The organism is Pelagicoccus albus (assembly GCF_014230145.1).
Taxonomy (GTDB): domain Bacteria; phylum Verrucomicrobiota; class Verrucomicrobiia; order Opitutales; family Opitutaceae; genus Pelagicoccus; species Pelagicoccus albus.
The window spans coordinates 389,836-416,766 of record NZ_JACHVC010000001.1 but is presented as its reverse complement, the minus strand read 5'-3'; the positions used below and the strand labels follow the sequence as shown (position 1 = coordinate 416,766).

At 52.0% G+C, this 26,931-nt stretch carries 24 protein-coding genes and 2 tRNA genes; 18 read left to right on the top strand and 8 right to left on the bottom strand.

All coding sequences use genetic code 11. The features are described from left to right. The first annotated feature begins 2 nt into the window (after nt 1–2). The 12 genes from H5P27_RS01825 (at nt 3) to H5P27_RS01770 (ending at nt 14,451) form a co-directional block, all read left to right on the top strand. On the top strand, nt 3–992 hold the full coding sequence (locus H5P27_RS01825) for an AAA family ATPase (RefSeq protein ID WP_185658672.1): 990 nt from the start codon (nt 3–5) through the stop codon (nt 990–992). A gap of 14 nt (nt 993–1,006) precedes the next feature. Further along, nucleotides 1,007–1,915, top strand: a complete 909-nt coding sequence (locus H5P27_RS01820; RefSeq protein WP_185658671.1) for a DUF58 domain-containing protein — start codon at nt 1,007–1,009, stop codon at nt 1,913–1,915. Next, nucleotides 1,912–3,921, top strand: a complete 2,010-nt coding sequence (locus H5P27_RS01815) for a BatA domain-containing protein (RefSeq protein ID WP_185658670.1) — start codon at nt 1,912–1,914, stop codon at nt 3,919–3,921. Before H5P27_RS01820 ends, H5P27_RS01815 begins: the two co-directional genes overlap by 4 nt. Before the next feature lie 95 nt (nt 3,922–4,016). Continuing rightward, nucleotides 4,017–7,337: a coiled-coil domain-containing protein gene (locus tag H5P27_RS01810; protein WP_185658669.1), complete on the top strand. Its 3,321-nt coding sequence runs from the start codon at nt 4,017–4,019 to the stop codon at nt 7,335–7,337. 8 nt (nt 7,338–7,345) lie between these two features. Further along, a complete protein-coding gene (locus H5P27_RS01805) occupies nt 7,346–9,697 on the top strand; it encodes a glutamine amidotransferase (RefSeq protein WP_185658668.1) in 2,352 nt (783 codons plus the stop codon). Beyond that, entirely contained in the window at nt 9,697–10,668 is a 972-nt protein-coding gene (locus H5P27_RS01800) for a hypothetical protein (protein ID WP_185658667.1), read from the top strand. Before H5P27_RS01805 ends, H5P27_RS01800 begins: the two co-directional genes overlap by 1 nt. Before the next feature lie 157 nt (nt 10,669–10,825). Next, a complete protein-coding gene (locus H5P27_RS01795) occupies nt 10,826–11,380 on the top strand; it encodes a carboxymuconolactone decarboxylase family protein (protein WP_185658666.1) in 555 nt (184 codons plus the stop codon). Between the two features lie 48 nt (nt 11,381–11,428). Further along, on the top strand, nt 11,429–11,878 hold the full coding sequence (locus H5P27_RS01790) for a hypothetical protein (RefSeq protein WP_185658665.1): 450 nt from the start codon (nt 11,429–11,431) through the stop codon (nt 11,876–11,878). Nucleotides 11,879–11,978: 100 nt separating this feature from the next. Further along, complete coding sequence (locus H5P27_RS01785; protein WP_185658664.1) at nt 11,979–12,530, top strand: carboxymuconolactone decarboxylase family protein; 552 nt, start codon at nt 11,979–11,981, stop codon at nt 12,528–12,530. Between the two features lie 80 nt (nt 12,531–12,610). Continuing rightward, nucleotides 12,611–13,219, top strand: a complete 609-nt coding sequence (locus H5P27_RS01780; protein ID WP_185658663.1) for a pyridoxamine 5'-phosphate oxidase family protein — start codon at nt 12,611–12,613, stop codon at nt 13,217–13,219. A gap of 31 nt (nt 13,220–13,250) precedes the next feature. Then, nucleotides 13,251–13,688, top strand: a complete 438-nt coding sequence (locus tag H5P27_RS01775) for a nuclear transport factor 2 family protein (RefSeq protein ID WP_185658662.1) — start codon at nt 13,251–13,253, stop codon at nt 13,686–13,688. A gap of 220 nt (nt 13,689–13,908) precedes the next feature. Next, nucleotides 13,909–14,451: an energy transducer TonB family protein gene (locus tag H5P27_RS01770; protein WP_185658661.1), complete on the top strand. Its 543-nt coding sequence runs from the start codon at nt 13,909–13,911 to the stop codon at nt 14,449–14,451. Nucleotides 14,452–14,801: 350 nt separating this feature from the next. Here H5P27_RS01770 and H5P27_RS01765 read toward each other — a convergent pair. The 3 genes from H5P27_RS01765 to rpsB all read right to left on the bottom strand — a co-directional run bounded on the left by H5P27_RS01765 (nt 14,802) and on the right by rpsB (nt 16,725). Then, nucleotides 14,802–14,891, bottom strand: a tRNA-Ser gene (locus tag H5P27_RS01765). A 294-nt stretch (nt 14,892–15,185) separates the two neighbouring features. Next, entirely contained in the window at nt 15,186–15,782 is a 597-nt protein-coding gene (gene tsf, locus H5P27_RS01760) for a translation elongation factor Ts (protein WP_185658660.1), read from the bottom strand. A gap of 91 nt (nt 15,783–15,873) precedes the next feature. After that, the gene (gene rpsB / locus H5P27_RS01755) at nt 15,874–16,725 is read right to left on the bottom strand and encodes a 30S ribosomal protein S2 (RefSeq protein ID WP_185658659.1); all 852 of its coding nucleotides are present in this window, start codon (nt 16,723–16,725) and stop codon (nt 15,874–15,876) included. A 255-nt stretch (nt 16,726–16,980) separates the two neighbouring features. On the opposite strand from rpsB, the gene H5P27_RS01750 reads away from it, so the two are divergent. The 3 genes from H5P27_RS01750 (at nt 16,981) to H5P27_RS01740 (ending at nt 21,421) form a co-directional block, all read left to right on the top strand. Beyond that, nucleotides 16,981–17,057: transfer RNA gene (locus H5P27_RS01750), tRNA-Met, on the top strand. 222 nt (nt 17,058–17,279) lie between these two features. Continuing rightward, entirely contained in the window at nt 17,280–19,124 is a 1,845-nt protein-coding gene (gene ilvD, locus H5P27_RS01745) for a dihydroxy-acid dehydratase (protein ID WP_185658658.1), read from the top strand. Between the two features lie 176 nt (nt 19,125–19,300). Continuing rightward, entirely contained in the window at nt 19,301–21,421 is a 2,121-nt protein-coding gene (locus H5P27_RS01740; protein ID WP_246462401.1) for a multiheme c-type cytochrome, read from the top strand. A 13-nt stretch (nt 21,422–21,434) separates the two neighbouring features. Here the strand turns inward: H5P27_RS01740 and H5P27_RS01735 are convergent, their stop codons facing one another. Continuing rightward, on the bottom strand, nt 21,435–21,920 hold the full coding sequence (locus tag H5P27_RS01735) for a hypothetical protein (protein WP_221774566.1): 486 nt from the start codon (nt 21,918–21,920) through the stop codon (nt 21,435–21,437). 255 nt (nt 21,921–22,175) lie between these two features. Here H5P27_RS01735 and H5P27_RS01730 point away from each other — a divergent pair, with 255 nt between their 5' ends. The 3 genes from H5P27_RS01730 (at nt 22,176) to H5P27_RS01720 (ending at nt 24,594) form a co-directional block, all read left to right on the top strand. Next, nucleotides 22,176–22,334: a YqaE/Pmp3 family membrane protein gene (locus H5P27_RS01730; RefSeq protein WP_185658656.1), complete on the top strand. Its 159-nt coding sequence runs from the start codon at nt 22,176–22,178 to the stop codon at nt 22,332–22,334. A 95-nt stretch (nt 22,335–22,429) separates the two neighbouring features. Then, nucleotides 22,430–23,488, top strand: coding sequence for a transporter substrate-binding domain-containing protein (locus tag H5P27_RS01725; RefSeq protein ID WP_185658655.1), 1,059 nt, complete (start codon nt 22,430–22,432; stop codon nt 23,486–23,488). A 443-nt stretch (nt 23,489–23,931) separates the two neighbouring features. Next, nucleotides 23,932–24,594, top strand: coding sequence for a mechanosensitive ion channel family protein (locus H5P27_RS01720; protein ID WP_185658654.1), 663 nt, complete (start codon nt 23,932–23,934; stop codon nt 24,592–24,594). A gap of 220 nt (nt 24,595–24,814) precedes the next feature. Here H5P27_RS01720 and H5P27_RS01715 read toward each other — a convergent pair whose 3' ends face one another. The 4 genes from H5P27_RS01715 to H5P27_RS01700 form a co-directional block, all read right to left on the bottom strand. After that, nucleotides 24,815–25,288 (bottom strand): Dps family protein, encoded by a 474-nt coding sequence (locus H5P27_RS01715; RefSeq protein ID WP_185658653.1) that lies wholly within the window; start codon nt 25,286–25,288, stop codon nt 24,815–24,817. 196 nt (nt 25,289–25,484) lie between these two features. Then, complete coding sequence (locus H5P27_RS01710; protein WP_185658652.1) at nt 25,485–25,853, bottom strand: DUF4112 domain-containing protein; 369 nt, start codon at nt 25,851–25,853, stop codon at nt 25,485–25,487. Between the two features lie 117 nt (nt 25,854–25,970). After that, nucleotides 25,971–26,249, bottom strand: coding sequence for a hypothetical protein (locus H5P27_RS01705; protein WP_185658651.1), 279 nt, complete (start codon nt 26,247–26,249; stop codon nt 25,971–25,973). A gap of 101 nt (nt 26,250–26,350) precedes the next feature. Beyond that, nucleotides 26,351–26,875, bottom strand: coding sequence for a YkgJ family cysteine cluster protein (locus tag H5P27_RS01700; RefSeq protein ID WP_185658650.1), 525 nt, complete (start codon nt 26,873–26,875; stop codon nt 26,351–26,353). Nucleotides 26,876–26,931 lie beyond the last annotated feature (56 nt).

Sequence of the window (26,931 nt, the reverse complement as noted above, 5' to 3'; positions counted from 1 at the left end):
TCATGAATACGACCGACGAAACCATCGAATCTCACGCCGAACTTTTCGAGAAACTCCAGACTGGCCGAAAGCGGGTCGAGGAGGAGCTTTCAAAGGTGATCGTCGGGCAAAAGGAAGTTACCAAGCAACTACTGGTCGCTCTCATGGCGGGCGGGCACTGCATGATCACAGGAGCCCCGGGTCTCGCCAAAACCCTCTTGGTCAAATCGATCTCTCAAGTTTTCCAGCTCAACTTCCAGCGGATCCAGTTCACGCCGGACCTCATGCCGGCCGATATAACGGGAACAGAAATCCTAACCGATGGACCCGCCGGTCGCGAACTGACCTTCGTAAAGGGGCCTGTATTCGCAAACCTGCTACTGGCGGACGAAATAAACAGAACGCCTCCTAAGACTCAGTCCGCCCTTTTGGAAGCGATGCAAGAGCACCAAGTTACTGCAGCGGGAGCCCGGCACACCTTGCAGGAACCGTTCTTTGTACTGGCCACTCAAAATCCGGTCGAGATGGAGGGCACCTATCCGCTCCCCGAAGCCCAGTTGGACCGTTTCCTTTTCAACGTCCTTATCGACTACCTACCGGAGGAAGACGAGGTAGAGGTAGTTCGCCGGACCACCATGCGTCAGGGTGGAGCGATCGAACCCGTATTTACCGCGGAGGAAATCATCGCCATCCAAAGCCTCGTCCGAGAGGTCCCGGTCAGCAGCGATGTGATCGAATACGCAGTTCGCCTAGTTGCTCGTTCTCGTCCCGCCGCTGAGGGCGCTCCGGAGTTCATCCGAAAATACGTCAATTGGGGAGCAGGCACTCGAGCCGCCCAGGCTCTCGTTTTGGCGGCCAAGGCACTCGCCCTATGGGAAAGCAAATCCTACGTCGCCAAAGAGCAGATAAACGCCTTAGCCAAACCGGTTCTCCGTCACCGCATCTTGCTCAACTATCGAGCAGAAGCAGAGTCTACCACCGTGGAGCAAATCATCGAAAAGCTCATCGAGTAAACGCTGAAAAACCTGTGCCGAATAAACCTGACAGATCAGCCACCACCGTCGATCCCGAAGCCCTGCTCGCCATACGCGACCTTGAGCTTCGGGCCCGTATCGTAGTGGAAGGAATTTGGGCCGGACTTCACCGTAGCCCGTATCATGGCTTTTCGGTAGAGTTTTCTGAATACAGGCAATATAGCCCGGGCGACGACCTGCGCTACTTGGATTGGAAAGCCTTAGCCCGCACGGATCGCGAGTTTCTTAAAGTTTTCGAGGACGAGACTAACCTTCGTTGCCAAGTCGCCTTCGATGCCAGTCGATCGATGGATTTCACGTCCCTGTCGTATAGTAAATTTGACTACGCTCGGACCTTGGCAGCAACTCTTTCCTATTTCCTCGGAAAGCAGAGAGACGTGGTGGGCTTGGCTCGATTCGACAGCCGAATCACAGATTATCAGGAACCTCGCTGGAGGCCGGGTCACTTTCAGCGACTCCTAGCCATTCTGGAGCGCGATCCGGAAGGAAAAGGTACCGACCTCGCTGAAGTCCTCGTCGAGCTGCGTCGCTTGAACCGCAAACGTTCTTTGTTTATCATCATTTCGGACTTCCTCTCAGATCCCGAGTCCTGGCAAGCGGAGCTTTCTTACCTTTCCTCCATGGGCCACGACGTGCGAGCCTTGCAGATCCTCGATCCTGCAGAGACGGACCTTCAGTACGGGAAGGCGGCCTACTGGGACGACCTAGAAACTGGCGAAACTCGTTTCGTCGATCCGGATTCCGCAAGAGACAACTATGTGGAACGGTTCAAAAAACGCCAATCCGCCATTCGCGAAGCCTTCGCTCGAGCGGGAGCGAGTCTGCAAACCTTAACGACTGATCAACCGCTCGACCTCGCTCTTGTGGAATTCATCAGGAACTTGAAAGGAGTGATGAAGTGAGCTTCCTCGCTCCCCTATTTCTGGCCGGCCTTGCCTTGCTGGCAGGACCAATCTTGTTCCACTTGATTCGTCAGGCGCCAAAGAACCGCATTAACTTTAGCTCCACAGAGCTGCTCGACGAGAGTACACCGAAAACGCAAAGTCGACGGCGTATCCACAATCCGTGGCTATTGCTGATACGTTGCCTCATCATCGCCCTGCTGGCTTTCGCTTTTGCCCGGCCCTTTTTTCCAACCAGCGATGCCCCTCCTGCTTCTGCCGCTTCAAATGTAAGCCGCGTGTTCCTTATCGATCAAAGCGCGAGCATGAGCCAGCCAGGCATTCGAGAACTACTCAACGGCCGAATCGCAGAGGAGCTAGAATCGATCTCTCCAACGGATCGTCTTAGTGTCGTCGGATTTTCGGATACAAGCCAAATTCTCATCTCCTCTTCCGAATGGTCCAGTTGGCCGCCTTCGCAACGCAAGGAATTAGCCTTGGCTAAGCTTGAGCAAATACCCACCACTGACTATCCCACCCATTTGGATACAGCGGTCGAAGCGGGCCTAAACGCCTTGGCTCAACTCAACGAAAGCTCAGAGGAAAAGGGTATCGGTGAAATCGTGATCTTTTCCGACTTCGCCCAAGGTTCGCGAATCAGTGGTCTGACCGGCCTGGAATGGCCGAGCGAAACTTTCCTCAAAAGAGTAAGCCTGGAAGCACCAGGGCAAGATGATAATCTGACATTGCAATGGGGAGCATGGCAGGAAGAAGAAAATCTGGTTTCGGCAACACTAAGCGTTCTCACCCAGACCGCTGATTCCCAAGCTCTCGAGTTTAGCGTGCAAGCCTATCGCGCCGATTCCAAGCAGCCCCTCGGGGACGAGTTGCAAGCCTTTATCCCGGCCAATAAAACCAGCGTGTCGATTAGCATCCCATTGCCAAAGGAGGCAAAAACGTGGCCGCTCTTGTTCGAGCTTTCAGGCGATACAGCCACCTTCGACAACCAACTATTCCGAGCCCCGAAAAACGTTCCAATCGCCGAAGTAACTCTCCTTAGCGATGCTCCGATTTCCGATACACGAGAGGCCCCCTATTTTGTAAGCAAAGCGCTGCAAGGCATCGATTTTCCCCAGATTCGTTTGCAGGAGAGCTTAGAACAAAGTTCTGACCTCATCCTAGTAGAGGCTGAGCTCTCGGAACAGAATGTTGAACAATTGAAAGACAAGATCCGCACGGGGGCGACAGCCTTTGTCTTAGCCAAAGATCCCAACATGAGCGCCACCCTCCAAGCCTTGCTAGAGGCTCCGGAAATCGCGATCCAAGCCGCGACCGAAGGAGAGCTCCGCATCGGCGATGTCGACTTCGAACACCCGTTGTTCTCAATCTTTTCCGATCCTCGCTACAGCAACTTCGCGCAAATCAAATCCTGGCAAACGCCTCGTATCTCTTATCCGGATACTCTCGATTACGAAACGATCGCAAGTCTCGATGACCAAAGCCCGCTTCTGATCGAAACCTCTCTAGGCACAGGCAAGGTCTACATCTGGTCAGGATCCTGGTCCCCGGAAAAGACGCAGTGGACCTTATCGAGCAAGTTCGTCCCTTTCCTTCACCAGCTAGCACTCTCTTCCATCGGCGGACTTCCGCTTCCGGAAAACAGCACCCTTTCCTCTCGCTCCCGATCGAGCTATTCGAATGTGCTAAGTTCGCTACCCGAAGCTGCAGGTGTTTACCAAAGCGATGAGTCGTTCTGGTACGCCTTCCAAATGGACCCCAACGAGAGCCTGACCGTACCCATCTCGGAGGATGATTGGGACAAGCTCGGCTTGCCAGATTACGACTCCGAGCAAATAGCTCAAGTCACTCGCTCTATTCAGGAATCAGCCAATCGCGAAAACGCTTCGATTCTAGAGGAACGTCAATCACTCTGGAGATGGATGCTCTGGATCGTTTTGGCACTCCTCGCCCTGGAAAGCCTTGTAGCCATAAAATCAACACGCCAGGAAGGAGGAACTCCCGCATGAACCCCGAGGAACAATCGTCTCCCCCTCGAGCGCTTCCCCTTCAGCTCCGTCTCCTGTTAGAACCTACCGCACGACGTATTCGTAGCGGTGAGAATATGAGGACGCGATCCAAGCGCTTTCTGTGGTCTGGACTCCTCGCATTTCCACTTCTGGCAATTGCCCTCGTTCTGCCCTTCTGGGCGAGCACCGCTCTGATTTTGTTAAGCGGTATCGCGATCGGCATCACCTTGTATTCTCATTTTCACGAGCAGAAAATCCCGCTAGATTTCCTCAAGGCCGCTCGACTAATCGAATCTGAAAATCCGGAGATAAATCAATCCCTTGTAACCGCTGTAGAAAACGAACTATCAGCCAACGCCCAGAAATCATTTTTTTCCAAACGAGTTTTAGACGAAGCACTCGAACAGCCAAGCCGCAAGGGATGGAAGCGTTGCGGACGCAAAAAGCTGCTCATATCCCGTATCCAATATCTGGGCTCTCTAGGAATTTACCTTCTTGTCATGCTGGCAACTTACTTAGCCACCGAAAATCAGATTCAGATTCAGATTCAGGGTGTGCCACAAGAATCGTTAGCGGATACGAGCCTAAGCGTAGAGCCTGGCGATGTGGAAATAGAACGGGGTTCATCCCAAGTTTTGATTGCTCGCTTCACTGGAACTGCCCCTACGGAAGCAAGGCTGGAACTGACGGAGTCGTCGGGAGAGACCACTAGCCTGAAAATGGCAAAGAGCCTGTCGGATCCAGTATTTGCATACACCTTGACCTCCGTTTCGGAACCGGTTTCTTACCGCATTGCATACGCCGACCAATCTAGCGAGAGCTACCAAATTGAGGTGTTCGACCTGCCTACCCTCGTCCGAGCCGACGTTAGCCTAGACTACCCGGAGTATACTGGCTGGCAAGACCGCTCAATCGAGGATACCTTACGAGTTTCCGCCATTGAGGGAACCCATCTAGAGTATCGCTTCGCTACGAACAAAGCCATTCGCGAAGCCTATCTTGAGGATGATAATGGGAACCAAATAGATCTCCGACCGACAAACAACGCTGCAACTCAATTTGTATTGTCCGATAACATACGCAAAAGTGCCAACTATTCCTTGCGATTGATTGACCTTGAAAACCGCAAGAATGCAATCCCTCCCAAAATTCGTATCGAAGCTATCCCAAACAAAAGGCCGTCATTGATAGTGGATACTCCCCAAGGCGACCAACGCTTCACCGCACTGCAGGAAATCCAATTCTCCGGATTGGCTAGCGATGACTTTGGCCTACTCGACTACGGAATTGGCTTCGCATTCTCGGGTGATGAATCTTCCGAGCAATCTCTAAAAACCGCGGGACAAACTTCCAAAGAATTAAAAGCCGACCTAAGTTTCGACGTGTCCTTGGAAGCTCGCAACGCCGCTCCCCGAGACTCCTTCAGTTGGTATCTCTGGGCAGACGACTTCGCTCCAGACGGATCCGTTCGCCGTACGACCGGTGACCTATTCTTTGCGGAAGTTCGTCCCTTCGACGAAATCTTTCGAGAGCAGGACCAAGGAGGCACTCAGCAAGGCCAGGCCGCGGGCCAAGGTTTAGATCTTTTGGAAAAGCAAAGACGCATAACCATTTCTCTCTTCCGTATCAAAAACGACGAGCCAAGTCCTGCATCGGCTACTGAGAATCTAAATACCATCCAGCAATCTCAATTCGAAGCCTACACGGAACTCCAACAGATCCAGCAAATGCTGGAAAAGCCAGCTGCCGTGGAGGCTGCGCGAGAGGCTTTGCGTTTCATGGAAGGTGTCGAAGTTAGCCTCGTTCAAGCTATTGACGAAACAACCCTCGGTCCGCTACCGGCAGCATGGTCTGACGCCCAATCCGCCTATCAGGAGCTTTTGAAGCTAAACGATAGCGAATTCGCGGTCTCTCGTTCTCAAAACCAGGGCGGAGGAAGTGGCAGGTCCGCATCCAGTAATCAACGACAAATCGACGAGCTTGACTTCCGCCAGGAAGATAGCCGCTACGAGACGTCGACTCAGGCCCAAGCCCTATCCTCACCGGAGGAACGTCAAAACCTAGAACTGATCGCTAAGCTCAACGAACTCTCCCGACGCCAAGACGACCTCAACGATCGGTTGCAGGAGATGCAAGCCGCCATCGCCAATGCCAAAACGGAAGAGGAGCGTCGCGAGGCTGAGAGAGAGCTTAAGCGGCTCGAGGAAGAGCAAAGGCAGTTGATGCAAAATGCCGACGAGGCAATTCAGCAGGCCGCCAACCGCGAAGGCTCACGTGAAACCCGCGAGCAATTACAAGAGGCCCGCGAGCGTATGCAGCAGTCAGCTGATCAACTGCAGGAGGGCCAAGTGTCACAAGCCCTCGCTTCCGGCAGTCGTGCCCGAGAAACCCTTGAGCAGAGCAAGGAACAGATGAGAAAACGCAACTCTAGCGCATTCTCGGAGGCTATGCGGGAGGCGAGACGCCAAGCACGGGACTTGGCGGAAAACCAGGAACGTCTTCAGCAAGACATAGAAAATTTCGAAGAGGAATTCGGAAGAAGCCTTGACGATCGCAGCCAACGCGAAGCCCTTGCCGACGAGATCGATCAACAATCGGAAGACCTAGAAAGTTTCCTTCAGCAAATACAGGAGGTCGCCGAAGGATCAGAAGCCGTAGAGCCTGGGCTCTATCGGGATTTGTATCAGCTTCTTAGGGACAGCAGTGGAGCAGAATTTGAAGAGCGGTATAATCAAAGCAGCCAGCTCTTACGCCAAGGATTCCTCAGCGACGCCAACACCGGCCAAAGTAGACTTACGGAAGATCTACAGGAGCTGAGCGATCGCGTCGCGCAAGCGGCTGGAAGTATTTTGGGCAATGAGAGCGCGGAGTTAGCCTTCGCAGAAGAAGAGCTGGAAGATCTTCAGGAGCAACTCGATTCAGAACGAAGAAGCTCGGGTGGAAGCGAAGAACGTTCTCCATCAGGAGCTCCGACCTCAGCCAACTCTGAATCCGCTTCGCCCGCAGAAGAAAGCTCTAGCGGAAGCCTTGAGGATCAGCTTCGGCAAGCCTTCTCTGAATTCGGCGGAGCTACTGGGGGTGGTCCGATTACCGGCGGTGGCTTTGACGAGTGGATCGAGCGCCTGAGTACTGTCGAGGCCCTGATCGAAGAACCGCAGATTCGTTCTCGTATCGAGGAGGCTCGCGAACGTGCGGAAGACGCCCGAAGGGATTTCAAAAGACATGGTGAACTTCCCCAGTGGGACATGGTGGAGAATGGGATCGCAACACCGCTAAACGAGGCGAGTGCGTGGCTTAGATCAGAGCTAAATCGAATCGAGAATCCGGATACGCTGCAGCCAGTTGATTCCGACCCGGTGCCTGAGGCCTACGAAAGCTTCGTCCGCCGCTACTATGAGTCCCTTGGTGACGATTGATTAACTTCATGGTCTTTCAAACGCAAACTCCCTGGTTCGTTCTCGTCGCTATAGCAGCGATGCTGGTTTTCGCATCATGGCGTTCATGGAGAACAAGCTCACGGCCAAGTTTTCTAGCAATCGGTTTGAGGGCCATCGCCATTGCCTTGCTCATCCTAGCCTTGGCGAATCCGCAACGTTCCGTCGACCGCCCCATCCAAGGCCAAAACGTCATCGCCCTTCTTGCCGACGATAGCAGTGGCATGAGGATAAAAGACCAAAGCGAAATCCTCGATAGAGGAGAACATGCTCGGCAAGTCCTGCAGGGGCGAGAGAGTGCCTGGAGAGCATTGCTGGAAGACGAGTATCAGCTCCGTTCGTACCGCTTTTCTCGCTCCCTCCAGCGTGTGTCAAATTTCGACAGCCTTTCCTTTGCTGGGCAAAGCAGCAATCTATCAACAGCCATCACCGCCCTAAGCGACCGCTTAGCGTCTCAGCCTCTCGCTGGTGTCGTTGTCTTTACCGACGGAAATGCCACGGATACGAGGCTCTCCGACCTAGAACTCGCCCAACTACCGCCAATCTTTCCCGTGGTAATCGGAAGCGAGAACGCCGTACCCGATCTTTCGTTACAGGATGCGTCTATACGCATTTCTCCCTTCGGCGACGCGCCTTTGGAGTTGGAGGCGCGGTTGCAAGCGACAGAGCTACGATCAAGTAGGACCGTTGTCGAGCTGGCAAGTTTGCCCCAAAGCTCCACCGACCGCAGACGGATCATGGAGAGTCGAGAGGTACAAATCTCCGAAGATACGCAATCTAGTCCTATAAATATCGATTGGCCAGCAACCGGTGGAGGTATCGAGTTTTACCAACTAACGAGTCGCATCCTTACAGACTCTGAGGTTCCCACGCCCGAGGAAGCGACCTCAGCCAACAACGGCAAACTACTAGTCGCCAACCGCGGTAAGGAAAACTACAGAATCCTCTACCTTACCGGCCGCCCGAATTGGGAATACAAGTTTTTGAACCGCTCTCTACAGCAGGACCCGCAGCTGGACATGGTTGGCCTTTTGCGCGTTGCCAGCAAGGAACCAAAATTCGAGTTCAAAAGCAGAGCAGGCGAACAGAGCAACTCGCTCTATCGCGGCTTCGGTCGGGAGGATGAAAACGAACGCTACGACGAAGCCGTTCTCATTCGCATGAATACACGTGACGAAAACGAGCTGCGTGGTGGATTCCCCAATACCGCTGAGACCTTGTTCGAGTACGATGCCGTCATCTTGGATGATGTGGAATCTGAGTTTTTCACGTATAACCAACTATCCCTTCTGCGTGATTTCGTCAGACAGCGAGGTGGCGGGCTTCTCATGCTGGGTGGCGTGAACAGTTTCGAGGACGGCGGATATCAGGATTCGCCTTTGTCGTCCCTGCTTCCCTTCTATGCGGATAGCGCTTTCGATCATACGGTGTTTGACCGTCCTGCGAGCTGGGATTTGAGTCGAGAGGGTTGGGTCGAGCCGTGGATGCGTATCCGCGATATGGAGATGGATGAACGCAATCGAATTTCAAATATGCCCTTGTTCCGCGTCTACAATACGCTAGGCCGTATCAAACCAGGGGCCCGGCAGCTCGCAACCGTAACGGAAGCAGGAGGCGAACAACGCCCTGCCCTGCTGGTTCGGAACTTCGGATCCGGTCGCGTAGCGAGCTTAGCAGTAGGCGATCTCTGGCGCTGGGGAATGCAAGACACGGATTCCCAAGAGGACCTAGCCCAGTTTTGGCGTCAAATTTCCCGTTGGCTCGTCAAAGACAATCCCCAACGCATTAGCCTCTCAGCAAGCATAACCGATACAGGAGCGACGATTCTGCAAGCCCGTGCTCTGAATCCAAGCTATCAAAAGCTCTCAGCGAGTAAGGCTCGACTAAGCGTAACAAGAGTCGCCTCTGCCACTCAACCAGATATGGGACCGGAAACCTTGATCGAGCTGGATATGCAACCTGTATCCGACAACCCTGGACACTTTCAGTCAGAACTACCGCAGCTGGATGATGGCGCCTATCTTGCCGAGGTTTTGGTGGAAGAAAATTCCGGGACCCCTGCGGGACGAGCGGAAACGGGGTGGACCATTGATGCCTTGTCTCAAGAGTTTTCTTCAATCTCCCCTAATCGGGCTGAAATGGAACGGATAGCCGCTGCGACTGGTGGACAGACCCTAAGTTTGTCGGACCTAGCAAAGCTTAACTCCCTGATTCAGTCCCGTCCTGCGCCCGCTTCCGAAACCGTCTTCCAGCCAATCTGGCACAACAACTTGTTTTTCCTCGCTGCGCTTGCGGCTCTCTTAGCCGAATGGCTGATCAGAAGAAAGAGAGGCCTTGCGTGATGAAAAAGCTTCCAGGAGGAATCAGAAAGGGTCTTGGGCTAACGCTACTCTTCGGTAGTTTAGCGGCGTGCAATCTTAGTTCTCAGGAGCTTCTGCTAATTCAAGGAGCGTCTGGGGACGAGAGCTACCAAGAACATTTTGAGACGGCTGGAGACATTTGGATAGAATTAGCTGAGCAGGCCGGCTTTCAAGCTACTCGTATCCAAGAACCAAAACAAGAAATCGATCCTGCGGATCTAGTTTTAAATTGGGTTTCGGAGCATAAGAAGTCTCCAGAACTTTGGATCGTTTATCTCGGGCATGGTACCCATTCAAAATCCGCCGCAAAACTGAACCTGATCGGCCCCGATTTGAACAATCACGAGTTTGCCGAAGCCTTCGCCGATTTTTCGGGGAAATTGGTTTTCGTGCACGGTGGCTCCGCCAGCGCCCCCTTTATTCCGAGCCTTTCGGGAAAAAACCGCATAATCATAACCGCCACTCGCAGCGGCAGCGAGGGCAACTATGCACGCTTCGGAGCATTATTTGCAGAGGCAATAAAAGACACTCGCAGCGACCTCGATCTAGACGGGGAGATTTCCTTGCTGGAAGCATTCGTTACCGCCACTCAAAACGTCGAGTCCTTCTATTTCGAAGCAGGCCGGCTCACGACGGAGCATGCTTTGATCGATGACAATGGCGACCTTCGCGGTAGCCAAGCGGACTTGTTCGACGGTTTGCGTCCTGTCGCTTCTTTGGACCCCGAAAACGCCGACGGCTTCTCATCTCGTCGCACATCCTTAAATCGTATTTCTTCAGCAACTACGCTTTCGAACGAGCAACTGTCCCTGAGGGACAAACTGGAAGTTCAGCTAGATGAATTGAGAACAAAAAGGACCGAGCTAGTTGACGCCGAATACTTCAGGCAACTTGAGTCCATTTTGACTGAACTCTCTCAGCTCTACCTGCCGCAAACAGACTCCGATAGCTAGGTTCGTACACGATATTTCGTGCTCTATCACAACGACATTTCGTTGTTTGCGGTTTATCGGAGTAGCCAAACTTTGGGCCTATTTTTTTATCCACCTGTCCATCTGACACTTAGAGAACATAAAGGCTAAGTGGCACGAACGATGTTAATTAGGTGGCATGTTCGAAAACGAAACAAGAATTCCAGCCGCCGAACTCGATTCGCTGCCCGCACCGCTTCGCTTAGAGCTCCAGAGCCTACTGTTGGGACATAGAAGCCTCAAAAGCTTCATAGAAATCCTAGCTAACGCTCCTCTGGTTTTGGAGGCCTTTCTGGTATTCGGAAACAGCCTTGATCGCTGCGGTCTTTCGCAAGAGCTCCAAGCCAAATTGTTTCTGGCGATCGGCGAGTCGATGAGTAGCGAGTACGACGTCTCCGCTGCCACCGCCAGGGCGAAATCTCTGGGCATCTCTGAGGAGGAGATTCGACGCTGCCGATGTGGGACTTCCGATATTCCTGCTCATGAAGCAGCCCTCGCATTCGCAAAGAAGCTGGTCCGCAAACACGGGCATCTATCAGAGGAAGAGCTAAGCGAATTCACACGCACCGTAGAAGACCCACGGACATTGATCGAGATAGTCGCTGCGGTCTCTCGAATCCACTTCACCGCCTTGATCAACAATTTGGCGGTCACCCCGGCAGATCACCCACTAGCCAAAGAAATCCGGGGCTAAAAGATTTTCTAGAATCTCCATCACCATAACCAAAAACCAAATACAATAATGAAAATAAACTGGATCAACTCCATCATAGCCGGAATTCTCGGCACTATCCTATTCGACCTTTCTGGCTTCTTTATGACAGGAACCTGGTGGGATATTCCCGGCCTAATCGGCCAAAAGCTAGGCTTCGGCCTCCTAGGCGGACTACCGGTACATTACGGAAATGGCATTGCCTTAGCCGTAATCTATGCGGCCCTCCGCCCTTCCCTATTCGGACCCGAGTGGTTTCGAGCCTTCGCCTACACAACAGCCCAGACCGTACTCATTGTATGGTTCTTTATGCTTCCGCTTTTGGGCGCAGGCATAGCCGGTTGGGATCTAAACAAGGCACTCCCGATCATCACTTTAGTACGCCACTACGCCTACATGGTGCCTCTCGCCTTCATGCTAAACCCAGAGAGCCGATTCACCTCACTCTTTGGCAAAGCACCAGAGTCACAGCCCTGCTAAAAACAACAGAACCGTTATCTGAGTCCTTATCCACATATTCGATACAACGAATCCAACCGAACTCTCATTTCCACATAAACAACTTAAACTCTAAATAATTATGAGCAGAATAAAACTAGTAGAAACAAACGAAGCAGCCCCTGAAATCGCCTCCCTTTACGAAGCTGTGAAGCAAAAGCTGGGTCTCGTTCCAAACATGGTCAAAGCCCTCGGCAACAGCAAACCAGCCCTGGAAGGATACCTCGGACTGAGCGTAGCCGTATCCAGCGGAACATTCACCCCTCGCCTCAGAGAGAAGATTGCGCTGCAAAACGCCGAGGCAAACAGTTGCGACTATTGCCTCCGAGCCCACACCGCCATAGGAGGCATGCTAAAGCTCAGCGATGGAGAGATCCTAGACGCTCGTCGAGGAACGGCTTCGGATAACAAGGAGCAAGCCATTCTAGACCTCGCCAAGCTCTTGCTGGAAACAAAGGGTGCCGTATCAGACCAGGACTTATCGGCTATCCAAGCAGCTGGCGTCAGCGACACAGAAGCGACTGAAGTCGTCTTAAACGTTTCGCTGAATATCCTGACCAACTACTTCAACCGTCTGGTCCAGACCGACGCAGAGTTTCCAGCAGTCAGCGAGTTAAACTGCCCAGCAGCATAGTCTCCGAATAATTTCGGATAACCTTAACCAAGGCGGCGGGCGGATCTCATTTCCTCCCGCCGCGAATTCTCTGCAACGCTATGGCCGAAAAATTCATGGAGATCACTCTGACTCCTGCCGTTCAGAAAGAGCAAAGGGAAAACTACGGTCGCTCCCTCCACGTCGAGCGCGGAAGGCCCATCGACCCACTGACAGAGAGAGAATCCCAATTTATCTCCCAACGGAATTCCTTCTATATGGCAACCGTCAATCAAGACAGCTGGCCCTATATTCAACACAAGGGCGGCGAAGTGGGTTTTCTTAAAATCCTAAGCCCAAACCAAATCGCTTTCGCAGATCGCAAAGGAAACCGACAACTTCTCAGTGTCGGAAATCTCAGGGAAAACGACAAAGTCGCCCTCTTTCTCATAGATTATCCCACCCGCACCAGACTTAAGATTCTCGGCAACGCTCGGATACACGCGAAAGAGGATTCATCCGGCTTATCCGGTACCTGGACCAACGAGGCAGAGGATCGGCATGTCGAGAGGCTTATTGTCATAGATGTCGTCAGTTACGACTGGAATTGCCCACAGTACATCTCGCCACGCTTCACTGAAGATCAAATAGCCCCAGCTGTCAAAGCCCTGAAACTCCGTATTCAACAACTGGAGGAAGAACTCCACGCACAACAAACAACTGAACAGTAAGCCCCAAAAACAAATAACACCAATCACTATTATGAACCAAAACTCACTCTCTCAAACGACGCGTCCCCCCTTGCCACCGTTCACCAAAGAAAGCGCACTCAAAAAAGTGCAGGCTGCCGAGGACGCTTGGAATACTCGAGATCCAGAAAAGGTCTCCCTCGCTTACACGGAAGACACCATCTGGCGAAACAGAGACAGATTCCTAAGCGGACGAAAAGAAGTACGTGACTTCCTACAGGACAAATGGGTCCGCGAGCTCGACTACCGTCTAAAAAAGACTCTTTGGAGCTACTCGGACAATCGCATATCAGTAAAATTTGAATACGAATACCGAGATCATGAAGGACAATGGTATAGAGCCTACGGAAATGAACAGTGGGAGTTCGACGCGAACGGCTTAATGAGAATTCGCGAAGCAAGTATCAACGATGTGCCAATCAAGGAAGCCGATCGAAAATTCGTTCAATAGACAACAGAGGGCCTCCAAGCCCCCCCTATCCATGGGGCTTGGAGACATATGCCTAATCAATTTTCTATTTTCCATGAATTAGTCTCATTCGATATTTGGATACGTATATAGACGGACAACAAAGCCCGTAAAATAGGCGATTGAACGGTTAAGTCCTACAATTGAAAGCCGATCTTATCCCAACCGTTGCGATACCCGCGGCGCTTAATCCAAAAACAAGATGTCTAAAATGGGAACACAGCTCACCCGGATCGCCTTGGCGACACTTATCCTAACTCTATCTTCTTTCCGAATCGCAACAGCCGATACCCTCGTATCTACCGACGGTACGACCTATGAAGGATCCATCAGCTATGCGAACGAAAGAGAGGTCACCATCCAAACAAAGGATGGGCAGCTTAGCGTCCTGGAAATTGCCAGCCTCGAACCAGCCAGCGCAGCGGCCGTTGGCGAATGGTCTAAGACCAATCCAGAGTTCGACGGAGTTTACTCCAAGTGGGACAAGAAACCTGTGGTAGTACGTAGTCGTACAGCCATTACACCACCCGAATTGAACGCTCCCGGTTTTCATGGAATCGTAAGCCTCAACGTCATTCTAGACGAGTCCGGCAAAGTGAGCCGCGCCACCGTCTCTAAATCAACCCACGAAGGGCTCGAGGAAGCGGCTATTAGCACCATGCGTAAATGGTCTTTTCGCCCCGCTCAGATATCGGGAAACAACGTAAAGGCCCACGTTACAATCAGCTTCAAATTTGAATCCTAATATTTCGGCTCGGATCTAACAATGGAGGTGCCGAGTGGAGCTCATGGTAGGCTTCGCTCGGCATTTTTCATTTCGTAAAACTAAAGACAGACTCTGGCATCTAACCCGAGCAGTCATTGATTGTACCGAGAGAGCTGGATACAATAAAACGCCGATTCGTAGATCAGCGTTTTTTATAGACAAATGGCGGAGAAGGAGGGATTGGGTGAACTGCGTTCAAGTCCTGCGGACTCGCGCTGAGCGCGCCCCATCTTCGCTGCGCTACGTCGAACACCCCTACGGGTTCTCATCCCGGGAAACGTGGATACAAAAAAAACGCCGATTCATAGATCGACGTCTTTTTCGACAAATGGCGGAGAAGGAGGGATTCGAACCCCCGGTGGAGTTACCCCCACAACTGATTTCGAGTCAGTCCCATTCGACCACTCTGGCACTTCTCCGTCATAAAACGAATCCGCGTCAAACTGCTCATTCCGAATTTAACAAGGACTGAAACCAGTCCCATGGCGCTTTCGCGCTGTCGCCGTAATTACGGCTCGGTACGACCACTCTGGCACTTCTCCGTCAAAAGAGGAGCCGTATCAAATGGGTCGAGACGGGATTTGCAAGGATCGACTTCAATCCGGCGTTCCTTTATCCAATGATCGACTTCATATTGCAGCAGTCGTTGCAAAAAAAGCGGCTTCCCCATCGAGGAAGCCGCCAAAGTGATTTCTGAGAAAATCGCGCCTGAACTATTCAGCTCCCAACTGGAAACGAACGAAACGACGGATCTTCATGTTTTCGCCAAGCTTAGCGATTTGTTCGGTAAGAACATCCTGAACGCTCTTGCTGTCGTCCTTGACGAAAGGTTGATCAAGCAAGCAAACAGTGGAGTAGTACTTGTTGAGCTTACCTTCGATGATCTTCTGAACCGCTTGCGCTGGCTTGCCTTCCGCCTGGGAAGCAGCAACTTCGCGCTCCTTTTCGACGAGCTCGGCAGGAACTTCTTCGCGGCTAACGCAAACAGGATTCAGAGCAGCGATGTGCAAGGAAACATCCTTTACGAACTGCTTGAAGTCGTCGTTTTTGGCAACGAAGTCAGTTTCGCAATTAACTTCGATCAGTACGCCTACCTTGCCACCCAAGTGGATGTAAGAGTCGATCAAACCTTCGGAAGTGGCACGACCAGCCTTCTTGTCGGCAGAGGCGATTCCCTTCTTGCGGAGGATAGTCGCTGCGGCCTCCAAGTCGCCGTTAGCTTCAGTCAAAGCTTTCTTGCAGTCCATCAGACCAGCACCGGTCTGGGCACGGAGTTCACCTACTTGTTTCGCGGATATTTGTGCGCTCATTTGCTATTAAGAAATGTAGTATTGAGTGGAGAAATTTTGTGTAGAAACGAAAAAGAGGCGTTGTCGAAACAACGCCTCCTAGAGAGTCGTTTTAGCCTTCCGACTTTTCTTCAGCCTTAGGAGCTGGAACCGGAGCTTCTTCAACCGGAGCAGCTACTGGAGCAGGAACGGGAGCTTCCTCTGCTTCAGCAGGAGCGGCGGCGGCAGCCATTTCAGTCGCGGCTGCTGCGGCATCTCCCTTACCTTGGTTCATGCGGCTAGAGCGCTTTTCGCGACCGGCTTCGACCGCTTCGGCAATCGTTTCGAGGATGATGCGGATCGACTTTACTGCGTCGTCATTACCAGGGATCGCGTAGTCTACGGTCGATGGGTCGGAATTGGTGTCTACGATTGCAGCGACTGGGATCTTTACGCGACGGGCTTCAGCTACCGCGATGTCTTCGTAGTTAACGTCTACTACAAACATAGCTGCAGGGAGCTTGTCCATTTTGACGATACCTTCGAAGTTGCGGTGCATACGTGCCATCTCGCGACGGATAGCGGAACCTTCCTTCTTAGGAAGCTTCGCCAAAGATCCATCCTCATCCATCTTCATGTACTTCTTGTACTTCGCGATAGAGGTAGTGATGGTCTGCCAGTTGGTGAGCGTGCCACCCATCCAGCGATTAACGCAGAATGGCATGCCAGTGTTGGCTGCAGTTTCGCGGAGAATTTCCTGAGCTTGACGCTTGGTGCCTACCAATAGGACTTCACCACCCTTGGCCACAACTTCTTCTACGAAGTCGTAAGCCTTCTTCAGGCCTTCGTAAGTCTTGGCCAGGTCGATCACGGAGATCCCTTGGCGGTGATCGAAAACGAAGCTCTTGGACTTCGGATTCCAACGCTTAACTTGGTGGCCGAAGTGTACTCCAGCGTCTAGAAGATCAGTTAGTTCAATATTCATATGCTTTGGACACCCCTTTAGAAGCGGGGCGCAGACCGCTCGGAAGCGACCTTACTTTCATGGTTTTGATTGTTAGTTTTTGAGTCCCGGAATGGGAGAAGCGAGAACGGTATCCCTCCCCCCCTCCTTGGCAAGGAGTAATTTGAGGCAAATCCTCAGAAATTTTGGAAATGGCATTGACAGACGGATTTTTATTACCCTTTCTGCGTCTCCTCCGACCACCAGAGCGGAGTTTTACAGTTTAACAACTGCAGTTGCAGGGTGGAGCAGTCTGGTAGCTCGTCAGGCTCATAACCTGAAGGTCGTTGGTTCAAATCCAACCCCTGCACCCATGAAGGCCCAATGCGTAAAGCGTTGGGCCTTCGCCTTTTATTCTGATTCTGCTTTACTCAAAAAAGCAATCACTCCGAGCAGCTCAGCGAAATTCTAGATTCGAAATATGAGCCGACCACCTCACCGTACAAAGCGAAAACTTTCCCCTAAAGAGGAAGATTCATTGAAGTGCGCGACCCAGAGGTTCAAACAGCTAAGCTTCTAAAGAACAAAGTAAGCACATGCCTCAGTACAAATCCAAAACCTCTACAGCTGGCCGCAACATGGCCGGAGCTCGTGCCCTGTGGCGAGCGACCGGAATGAAGGACGACGACTTCCGCAAACCGATCATCGCGGTGGCCAACTCATTCACCCAATTCGTACCGGGACACGTCCACCTAAAGGACATGGGCCAACTCGTGGCCGGAGCTATCGTCGAAGCCGGCGGCGTTGCCAAGGAATTCAACACCATCGCGGTGGACGACGGTATCGCCATGGGACACGACGGCATGCTCTACAGCCTGCCTTCTCGCGATATCATCGCCGACTCCGTTGAGTACATGGTCAACGCCCACTGCGCCGATGCTCTGGTCTGTATCTCCAACTGCGACAAGATCACGCCGGGCATGCTCATGGCCTCGCTTCGCCTGAACATTCCAACCATATTCGTTTCCGGCGGCCCAATGGAGGCCGGCAAAACCAAGCTGGTTGACCACGGATTGGACTTGGTGGACGCCATGGTAATGGCCGCTAACGACAAGGTGGACGACGAAACAGTTGCTGAAATCGAACGATCTGCCTGCCCGACTTGTGGATCGTGCTCCGGCATGTTCACCGCCAACTCTATGAACTGTCTCACCGAAGCCCTGGGACTATCCCTTCCGGGGAACGGAACTGTTGTCGCTACTCACGCTGACCGCAAGGAGCTCTTCCTGCAAGCTGGGCGCACAATCGTAGAGGCCGCCAAGCGCTACTACGAGCAGGACGACGCCAGCGTACTTCCTCGCAGCATAGCCAGTTTTAAGGCCTTCGAAAACGCCATGACCCTGGATATCGCTATGGGAGGCTCGACCAACACGATCCTGCACCTTTTGGCTGCGGCTCAAGAAGCGGAGGTCGACTTCACCATGGAAGACATCGACCGTTTGTCCCGCAAAGTTCCGCAGCTTTGCAAGGTCGCCCCTAACACTCAAAAATACCACATCGAGGACGTGCATCGGGCAGGCGGCGTCGTTTCCATCCTCGCGGAATTGAATCGCGGTGGACTGCTCCACACTGACCTTCCAACCATCCATTGCGAGACAATGGAGCAATCCCTTGCCAGCTGGGATATCGTCGGTTCCGAGGATGCAAAAATCCTAGAATTTTACAAAGCCGGTCCTGGAGGCATTCCTACTCAGGTTGCCTTCAGCCAAAGCGCTCGTTGGCCGAGCCTCGACGACGACCGCGTAAACGGTTGTATCCGCAGCGTGGAACATGCCTACAGCTCAGAAGGTGGACTGGCAGTCCTAACCGGAAACATCGCTCCGGCAGGTTGCGTCGTTAAAACTTCGGGCGTCGACGAAAGCATCTGGGTATTTGAAGGCCCAGCTCATGTGGTTGAAAGCCAAGAGGAAGCCGTATCCAATATTCTAGCGGGTAAGGTCAAGGCAGGCGACGTGGTTGTAGTGCGCTACGAAGGACCTCGCGGAGGACCGGGTATGCAGGAGATGCTCTACCCTACCAGCTACATCAAGTCCAAGGGACTCGGCAAACAGTGTGCTCTGCTGACAGATGGGCGTTTCTCAGGTGGTACTTCGGGACTCTCCATCGGACACGTTTCCCCAGAAGCGGGAGCTGGCGGGCCGATCGGCCTTGTGGAAAATGGCGACATCATCCGTATCGACATTCCAAATCGCAGCATCGACGTGAAACTTACCGATGAAGAGCTCGATAAACGACGGACCAAGATGGACGCATTGGGCGACCTCGCTTGGAAGCCTAAGGAACAGCGTCCCAGAAAAGTCAGCGCCGCCCTGAAGGCCTACGCCATGCTGGCCACCAGCGCAGACCGCGGAGCGGTTCGGGATTTGTCCAAGCTCGACTAATCCCCCGACTGATCCTCAAGAATCTCAAAGCCGCCGAATTGGAGACAGCTCCAGTTCGGCGGCTTTTTCGTATTCCATTTTCGGGCTAAGTCTAGCCAGTCTCGACAAAAACCTAGAAAGGAGATTCCATACCGTTACGCAGTAGCCACCCAGCCATTACGTTCCTAACAACTGGTATGCATTTTCACCCCCCGAAAACTTGGATAGTTTTGAGCGTTTATGCGATCGCAGCTTTGGCTATCTTCGTTGGCTGTAGTGAAAGAGCAAAGACAGAGGAAGAGGCCTTACCTCTAACCTTCCGCCCAAAAAGAGCTGCAGCCTCCTCCCCTCAAAGATGCCTAAACTGCCACCAGCAACAACACAACGACTGGGTGACTAGCCACCACGCGAAAGCGAATCGTCCACTCGATTCTGAAATCGACAAAGACGCATTCCAATCCCCTATCGCTGCCGGCGAACTGGAGCAGAAGGCCCCGCAGGTCGAAGGGAACGATCTGATGATGCCCTTAAATCCAGAAGGAGAAATGAGCCCAGCACGAGGCGTTCTTGCCTATCATCCACTTCGGCAATACTTGATCGAAAGCGAAGGCGGCCGCTTGCAAGCTCACTCGCTGGCATTCGATCCAGAAAAGAAGGAGTGGTTCGACATCTTTGGAGACGAAGACCGTCAAGTCGGAGAATGGGGCCACTGGACTGGACAAGGAATGAACTGGAATTCCAATTGCGCATGGTGTCACATGACCGAGTTCGAAAAAGGCTACGACATGGAGACCGACTCCTACGCCAGCAAATGGACAGCCCAGTCCGTAAGTTGCCTCCAATGTCATTCCCAAGCCATCGAACACGCCGACGCCGCGGAAGCCGGCTTAGAACATGTATCCGCAAATCCTTACGGTTCGGAGAACGCTGAATTGGCCATGCAAAATTGCGCCGGTTGCCACTCGCGCCGAGAGGAGCTGACGGGCGGGCAGTTCGTCTCAGGCGACAACTACCATGACCACTACTCGCTAGCTCTGCCTATCCGAGAAGGCCTCTACTTCGCCGATCTCAAAGCTCAAGACGAAGACTACGTTTATGCCTCACTTCAACTAAGCCCCATGGGGCACGCTGGTGTGAGTTGCCTCGATTGCCACAACCCTCATTCAGGAGGGTTTGTAGCTCCCAAAGAAAACAATACTCTTTGCATGCAATGCCATGGTACCGGCAAGCTCGACTCCCCCCTCATAAACCCAACTGTACACTCTCGGCATTCCGCGGGATCCTCTGGGAATAGCTGCATCGAATGCCATATGCCAACTCGGACATACATGGCTCGTGACCCTCGTCATGACCACGGGTTCACCATACCCGATCCTCAGCTTAGCCTTGAAATGGGTATTCCCAATGCCTGCAGCTCTTGCCATTCAGACCAGGACGACCAATGGGCCGCCGAGCAATTCGACAAATGGTTCTCAGGCCCATCAGTAGAAGCGAGGCGTGAACATGCCCGCATGATGAAGCAAGCCTGGGACGCCTCAACACCATTCCCCCTCGAAGCGATCCTACCCGCCTATCGGGAAAACGAAAATCCCTATCGACAAGCCACCTATCTCCAACTTCTGGCCAATGCAGGGTATTCGTCGGACATTCTGAAAACACTTCCAGATCCCACACAAAGCCTAGAACCAATAGTGAGGGAAGCCGCAGCGCAACTCGTTGCCAACGACAGTCCCTCAAACCCGATATTAAGCGCCTTACTTGAAGATTCGGTAAGAGGCGTTCGCATTGCTGCCGTCGATTCATTCCTAAGAACCGACCCCAATAAGCCAATGGACCTGAGCGAATGGCAAGCTCGCCTGGAGGCGAATTCCGATCGCCCACAAACTCGCCTGCAACTAGCGAGTCAAGCAATCGAACAAGGTGATCCCCAATCAGCGTTCGAGCATATGAAAGTCGCGGCCAGTTTCGATTCCGTAAACTCAGCCGTCTACTACCAAGGAGCCATCATACTCGCCAGCGGGGGATATCTCGAAATGGCCCATATATTTCTGGGCACTGCGCCACAGGAGGCGACAGCCGATGGCTGGATAGACTATGCGGAAGGATTGCTTTGGGCAGAACGTCAGAATTTGTCCAGATCGCTCGAGTCACTAAGATCCGCAGTATCCAAAGATCCTTCACAAGATCGATGGTGGTATAACCTAGTCGCCGCTCAGTTAAGGATCGGCGACACTCAAGCCGCGGATGAATCGCTTAGGGAAGCCCTAAGCCTACACCCCAATTCAAACGCCCTACTCAGCCTACTCCAGCCGAACTAAAGAACCGGGTATTTTAGAAGTAAACGACTACTACTGCCAAAACCATTCCCGCCGCCGTATAATAGAGGCCCATACGAAAAACCTTAGACTTGGGCAGGAACATGAAGAAGGAGGAAACCACGAAAAATAGGAGCGATACCCCGAAAAATACATTTAAGAAAAATAGCGGCTTATCGGAAGTGGCCTTGTGCATCTCTTCGAACTTCTTGAGAATGTAAGGAAGCTCTTTTTTCGTGTAGCTCACTTGGCCATTTAGCCGATTGTAGGTGCCCGACTCGAAGGCTATCGTCATTTCCGTCACCTCATCAGCACGGAAACGGCGCATGCGTAAGGCCTCTTTCAAACCTTCCACATCGAGGCCCGGCTCTAAAGTCTCCTCAACCTGGGACACGACTTTGAAGGCGTCCGTATTGCGGAAAATAAGGATAATCCCGCTCAGCGCATAGATCGCCATAATCCCAGACAAAAAGAAGCCTAGGTAGCGGTGGTAAACTCTCATCTTATTTCTCATAGCGTAATAAAAAGTCTAATCCTGCGAGCAAAGCCGGTTCAGGCAAGCAGTCCTTCTCGCGAGGGAAGCATCAGACAGCCTAGCAATTGAAAAATGAAGGCAAGATGAATCGGACCTGACTCAACTCAACGATGTCCCGGATCAACAAAAATTAGTTTGGCGCATCAATTGCATAAGGTAAGGCGGCTATCTTCCCGGAGGAAGAAAAGTCGAAATCACATAAACAACCAAACAATCACCTTCATGGACATCCTACGAATCCTTCTTTCCATTTTACTTCCGCCAGTTGGCGTATTCTTGCAGGTCGGCATCGGCTTACACTTTTGGCTGAATATTCTGCTAACGATACTTGGATACGTGCCAGGCATAATACACGCCATCTACATCATTCTAAAAAAGTAGAGAGCGACCCTTTGAAAATGCTCCAGTCTTGCAAGACTGGAGCATTTTTGCGTGCCGACCTAAACACATAATGGTGAACAAAACCGACCTAAGACATGTTTAGAAAGTATCTAATTTTCATATACCTATTCCTTTCCACCGTTTACGTCTCGTATTCTCAAGAGCTAGAGGTGGCAATCAAAGAGACGCCTCCCTTCGCCATGAAAAATTCAGCCGGCGAATGGCAGGGACTTTCCGTAGACCTGTGGAGAGATATAGCCGCAAAGGCGGGACTCGACTATACGTTAGAAGAGACTGACTTGGCCGGAATGCTCGATGGCGTAGCAAATGGCCAATACGACGCCGCGATCTCGGCCATCACGATGAACAGCCAAAGAGAAGAACGCATGGACTTCTCGCACTCTTACTACTCGTCAGGTTTGGGTATAGCAGTCAGGGAGAGCTCAGACGGACTAAACTGGCTGGCAGTGGCGAAAGCCTTTTTTTCGTGGCAGTTCGCCTCCGCGCTCATCGGACTTCTCATCATTCTACTTGCCGCAGGTTTCGCTATTTGGGTCTTCGAGCGGAAAACCAACCAGGAACAATTTGGCGGAGAAAAGCTCAAAGGGATCGGTGATGGATTTTGGTGGTCTGCGGTGACAATGACCACGGTCGGGTACGGAGACAAATCGCCCGTTACCCTTGGAGGACGCATCGTTGCGTTGATATGGATGTTCACGAGCGTAATCGTTATTTCGAGTTTCACCGCATCGATCGCAACCTCACTCACAGTAGGCTCCATTTCTGATGAGATAACGGGAGCGAGCGATCTTCAAGGTCGTAAGGTAGGAACAATAAAATCGTCTACGAGCGTCGACTTTTTGGATTCCGCAGGGGCCAAGCCTATCGCGTTCGATACCATGGCAGAGGCTTTCGAGGAACTGAGAAACGGCAGACTCAAAGCAGTGGCTTACGACAAGGACCTCATGAGGTATCAACTTCGCAAAAGCGACGACATAAAGGTTCTCAACCTTACCCTGCAACCACAGGACTATGCTATCGCCATGAACGTCGACCCGGAAATACTAGAGCGAGTTAACCGAGCGCTCTTGGAAACTCTGGAGAGCGGGCGCAGGGAGGACATCAAAGCCAAGTACGACCTTAGCATTCAATAGATACTGTAGTCTTTGTTTAACTACTCTTTGATGAAAACAAAAAGGCGGCCCCTTCCCAAGGGCCGCCCCATTTGTTTCCTTCCTCTACTGTGGCCGAAGCCACAAGAAGATCTCTCTCTAAACACCTCTATTATCGCTAGTGCCGTGCCAATCTTCGGAATTCGGCTTTCAACTTTTCCGAAAAACCTGGCCCCAGAGGAGGAAGACCCAAAAGTTTCTAACCTTCCCTCTGCACGTAACGCTGTTCAGTTCGCCAACAACCCCATGTGCCATGCATTACGCAACGCATACCACCCCATTATGCATGGTGGGGCTAGATCCCTTTCAGTTGCGTGAACACCCGGGAACCTCTCGAGGACCGCAAAAACGACTGCGAAGTTTTAAAAGAGCAAACGGCAAAGCCAGCATCCTTCAATGGCGCGTGAGTTGCGTAAACTCTCGGTATGGAAACGATCACTACGAATTCGATCATTGATTTCAGTAAGATTGAAATAGACTGGCACCAAATCGTCGCGGGGGCCATCAACGTGGCCATAATCGTGGCTATCGCTATCTTGATAGTGAGCCTGCTATCTAGACTGCTAAACCGTTTGGAAAAGAAAGCGAAGCTCTCCAAGCAAACGCTTTTACCCGTCAGACTGGTTGCGAGATATGGGGTTCTGTTCGCAGCCCTCGTTTTGATACTGGGGACTTTCGGGATACCGATAGGAAATTTTTGGACCTTCATATCGACCGTTCTAGGACTCGTAGCCATCGGCTTCGTCGCCGTTTGGAGTGTCTTGAGTAACATTTCCTCAACCCTCCTCATCCTAGGATTCAAACCTTTCAAGGTGGGCGACTACGTGCGTCTAGTGGGCGATGAAGTGAGCGGGCGAGTCATCGACGTGAACTTTATGTTTACTACGCTGAGGCGTACTAGCGGAGATGTCTTTAGGGTTCCAAACAACCAGTTCTTTCAAAAAACGATCCTTCGGCCGGGAGATGGGGGAGCATCGGACGAAGAGGAGTCAAAAGAAGAAAAGACCAAGAGCTCTGAGTCTGAGAAGAAAAATGATATCGATCACAGCCAACAAAACCTGGAAGGAATCCGACAACCAAAGTTTTAGGTTCTAGTTGACTAACCAAACAACAGAAAAGCTGACCGAATCTCGGTCAGCTTTTTTTGCATCACAACCCAGCTGGGATCTGCCCTTACAAATCGAAAGCCGCTCCGTTAAGCGCAAAAAAATGGGCTCGCTGAAAAGCGAACCCAGATTTTGCTTAACTACTAAGCGCGTCAGCTCCGGCCTAACACTCCCAATACAGACGCATTTCACAAACTGCTGACTAAGAGAGGTAACTCTTCAACATCCAAGCCGACTTGTCGTGAGACTGAATGCGAGCAATCATCAAATCTTCGGTTTGGTCATCATCCGCCTCAGAAGCGAGATCCCTCGCCTTCTTGAGGTTGCCGATCACTAGCTCATGCGAGAGGTACAGATGACGTACCATCTCCTCAGCTGGGCAATCCTCTTCCGCTTCGTGGATTTCAGACATTTCTGCAAGATGACGTAATCCGCCTGGAGCTTTGTATCCAAGCGCGCGGATACGTTCCGCTATTTCGTCGACCGCCGTGAAAAGCTCTGTGTACTGTTCTTCAAAAGCGGTGTGCAACGAAAAGAAGCCAGGGCCGGTTACGTTCCAGTGGCAAAGGTGCAACTGGCCAAGCAAAGCGTAGCTGTCTGCCACGACCTGGCGCAATCCCTTCACAACTTCAGCGTTCTTGTTTTCCGTTTCGACGATGTTCTCTGTTTCTATCATAAGATTTCAGGTTTTGGTTTTAGCCTCTGAAACTAGCGAAGCTAGCCGCAGAGAAATTCGTGTTGATAAGCCTTACATCGCCTAAACTATGCCAAACCTACCGCCCCTCTGGGACATGACAGGCAACGATGCGTTTCGCACGAAGAGAAAATGGGGCCACCTGCATTTTGCAGTATCCACGCAATGGAACAGAAACTCAGGCGGCAGCCTGTTTTTCTATTTTTGATATCAGCAAATCCGCATTTTTGACATTGGCCCGGAAAGCCCAGTCAAAAATGTCTCCCACCAAAGGGATGGAACCCAGGATGAAGTCCACTAGCTGGTTGAAGATGAGCCGAGTGTAGACGCGTTTACCCAAACCAAAACGGCGAGCGACCCGAAGATTGTAGGCGAGCGGTATCACTCCAACTAAATCACCAACGCCCGGAATGAGGCCGAAAATACTGTCCCAGCCCACTCGAATCTGCGTGCCTGGGATACGGAAAGCAGAGTCATAAAAATGAGATACCTTGCGGAGACGGTTCACCACGTCCTCGCGTTTCTCCAATGGTGTAGAATCTTTCATAGCAAAACCTCCTTGTCCAAGCGTCCGCTCGGATTCGGATACGGATTTGCATAATCCAGACCAACTCGGATTTAGTTCAGGGAACCGCGACCTGACTAGAAATGAATCCAGACCGCTTTAGCGTCTGATTCTGGCAGAATCATCTAGGGCTTGCACGGTATCAGTTAGCAGGAAAACAGCCGCCTCTACCTTTGCCGAAAATGCATTTTGGCCAAAGACGAAGCGTGCATGCCCACAGCACCCGATAAATCCCACGGCCAAGCCTATGCTGGCCAGCAGGGTCGGTATCCATGCGTCGAGACCATGACAACGTGCGGCAAGCAAAAGGAGAAAAACGCCCTGCAAGGAGACGTTTATCCGGTTGTGACTACTTCTGTTTTCCACTCCACTTTTCATGACCCTTAAATCGACAGAAAGGTGGAAACACTAAGCTCACTAGGGTTCCAAGTCTAAGTTCATTAAGATCCGGATTTTTAGCCTATTTTACTACGCAAGCCCTAGGCTTCTTCGGTGTAAAAGTGCTTGTGGGCCAAAAGATCGAGCTGGTGAACGGCAAGCCCGAGCTCCGCGTAAGCGTCGGCAGCATTGGAATCCAACATCCCCGCTTCCACGAGACGCTGCACCCTTCTAATCCGCAAACCGATGGAGCGACGTTCATCCATCTCGCCCAGCTTCCGCAGCAGTCGTCTCACCCTATCGCACTGCTTACGGGCCTTACTGACCAAACGGTGGGCTTTATCGAAGTCGATTTGACCTGCCACCGCTTCCTTAAAGACACGACACTCGAAACTACGGCACTGCATAGGGCGAGCCTCATACACTTGGCACACACAATCGGAATTCAGAGCCCGGCAGGGCTGGGTGAAAAACGCTACCGGAATCTTAGCCCGAGACAGCTTAACCGGTAAGCCTTCTGACTTCAGTTTGGCTACGTCTTCGTCCGCGGCGAGTCGGACATTGTCAAAAAGCGACCCATCGCAACATAGGCCACAAGCCAAACAGAGTTTCTCAGCAGCATTCATAAGGCCTACACATCCGGCCTCCGGCCGCTTGAGGCAAGTCTAGAGGAAAACGTCCT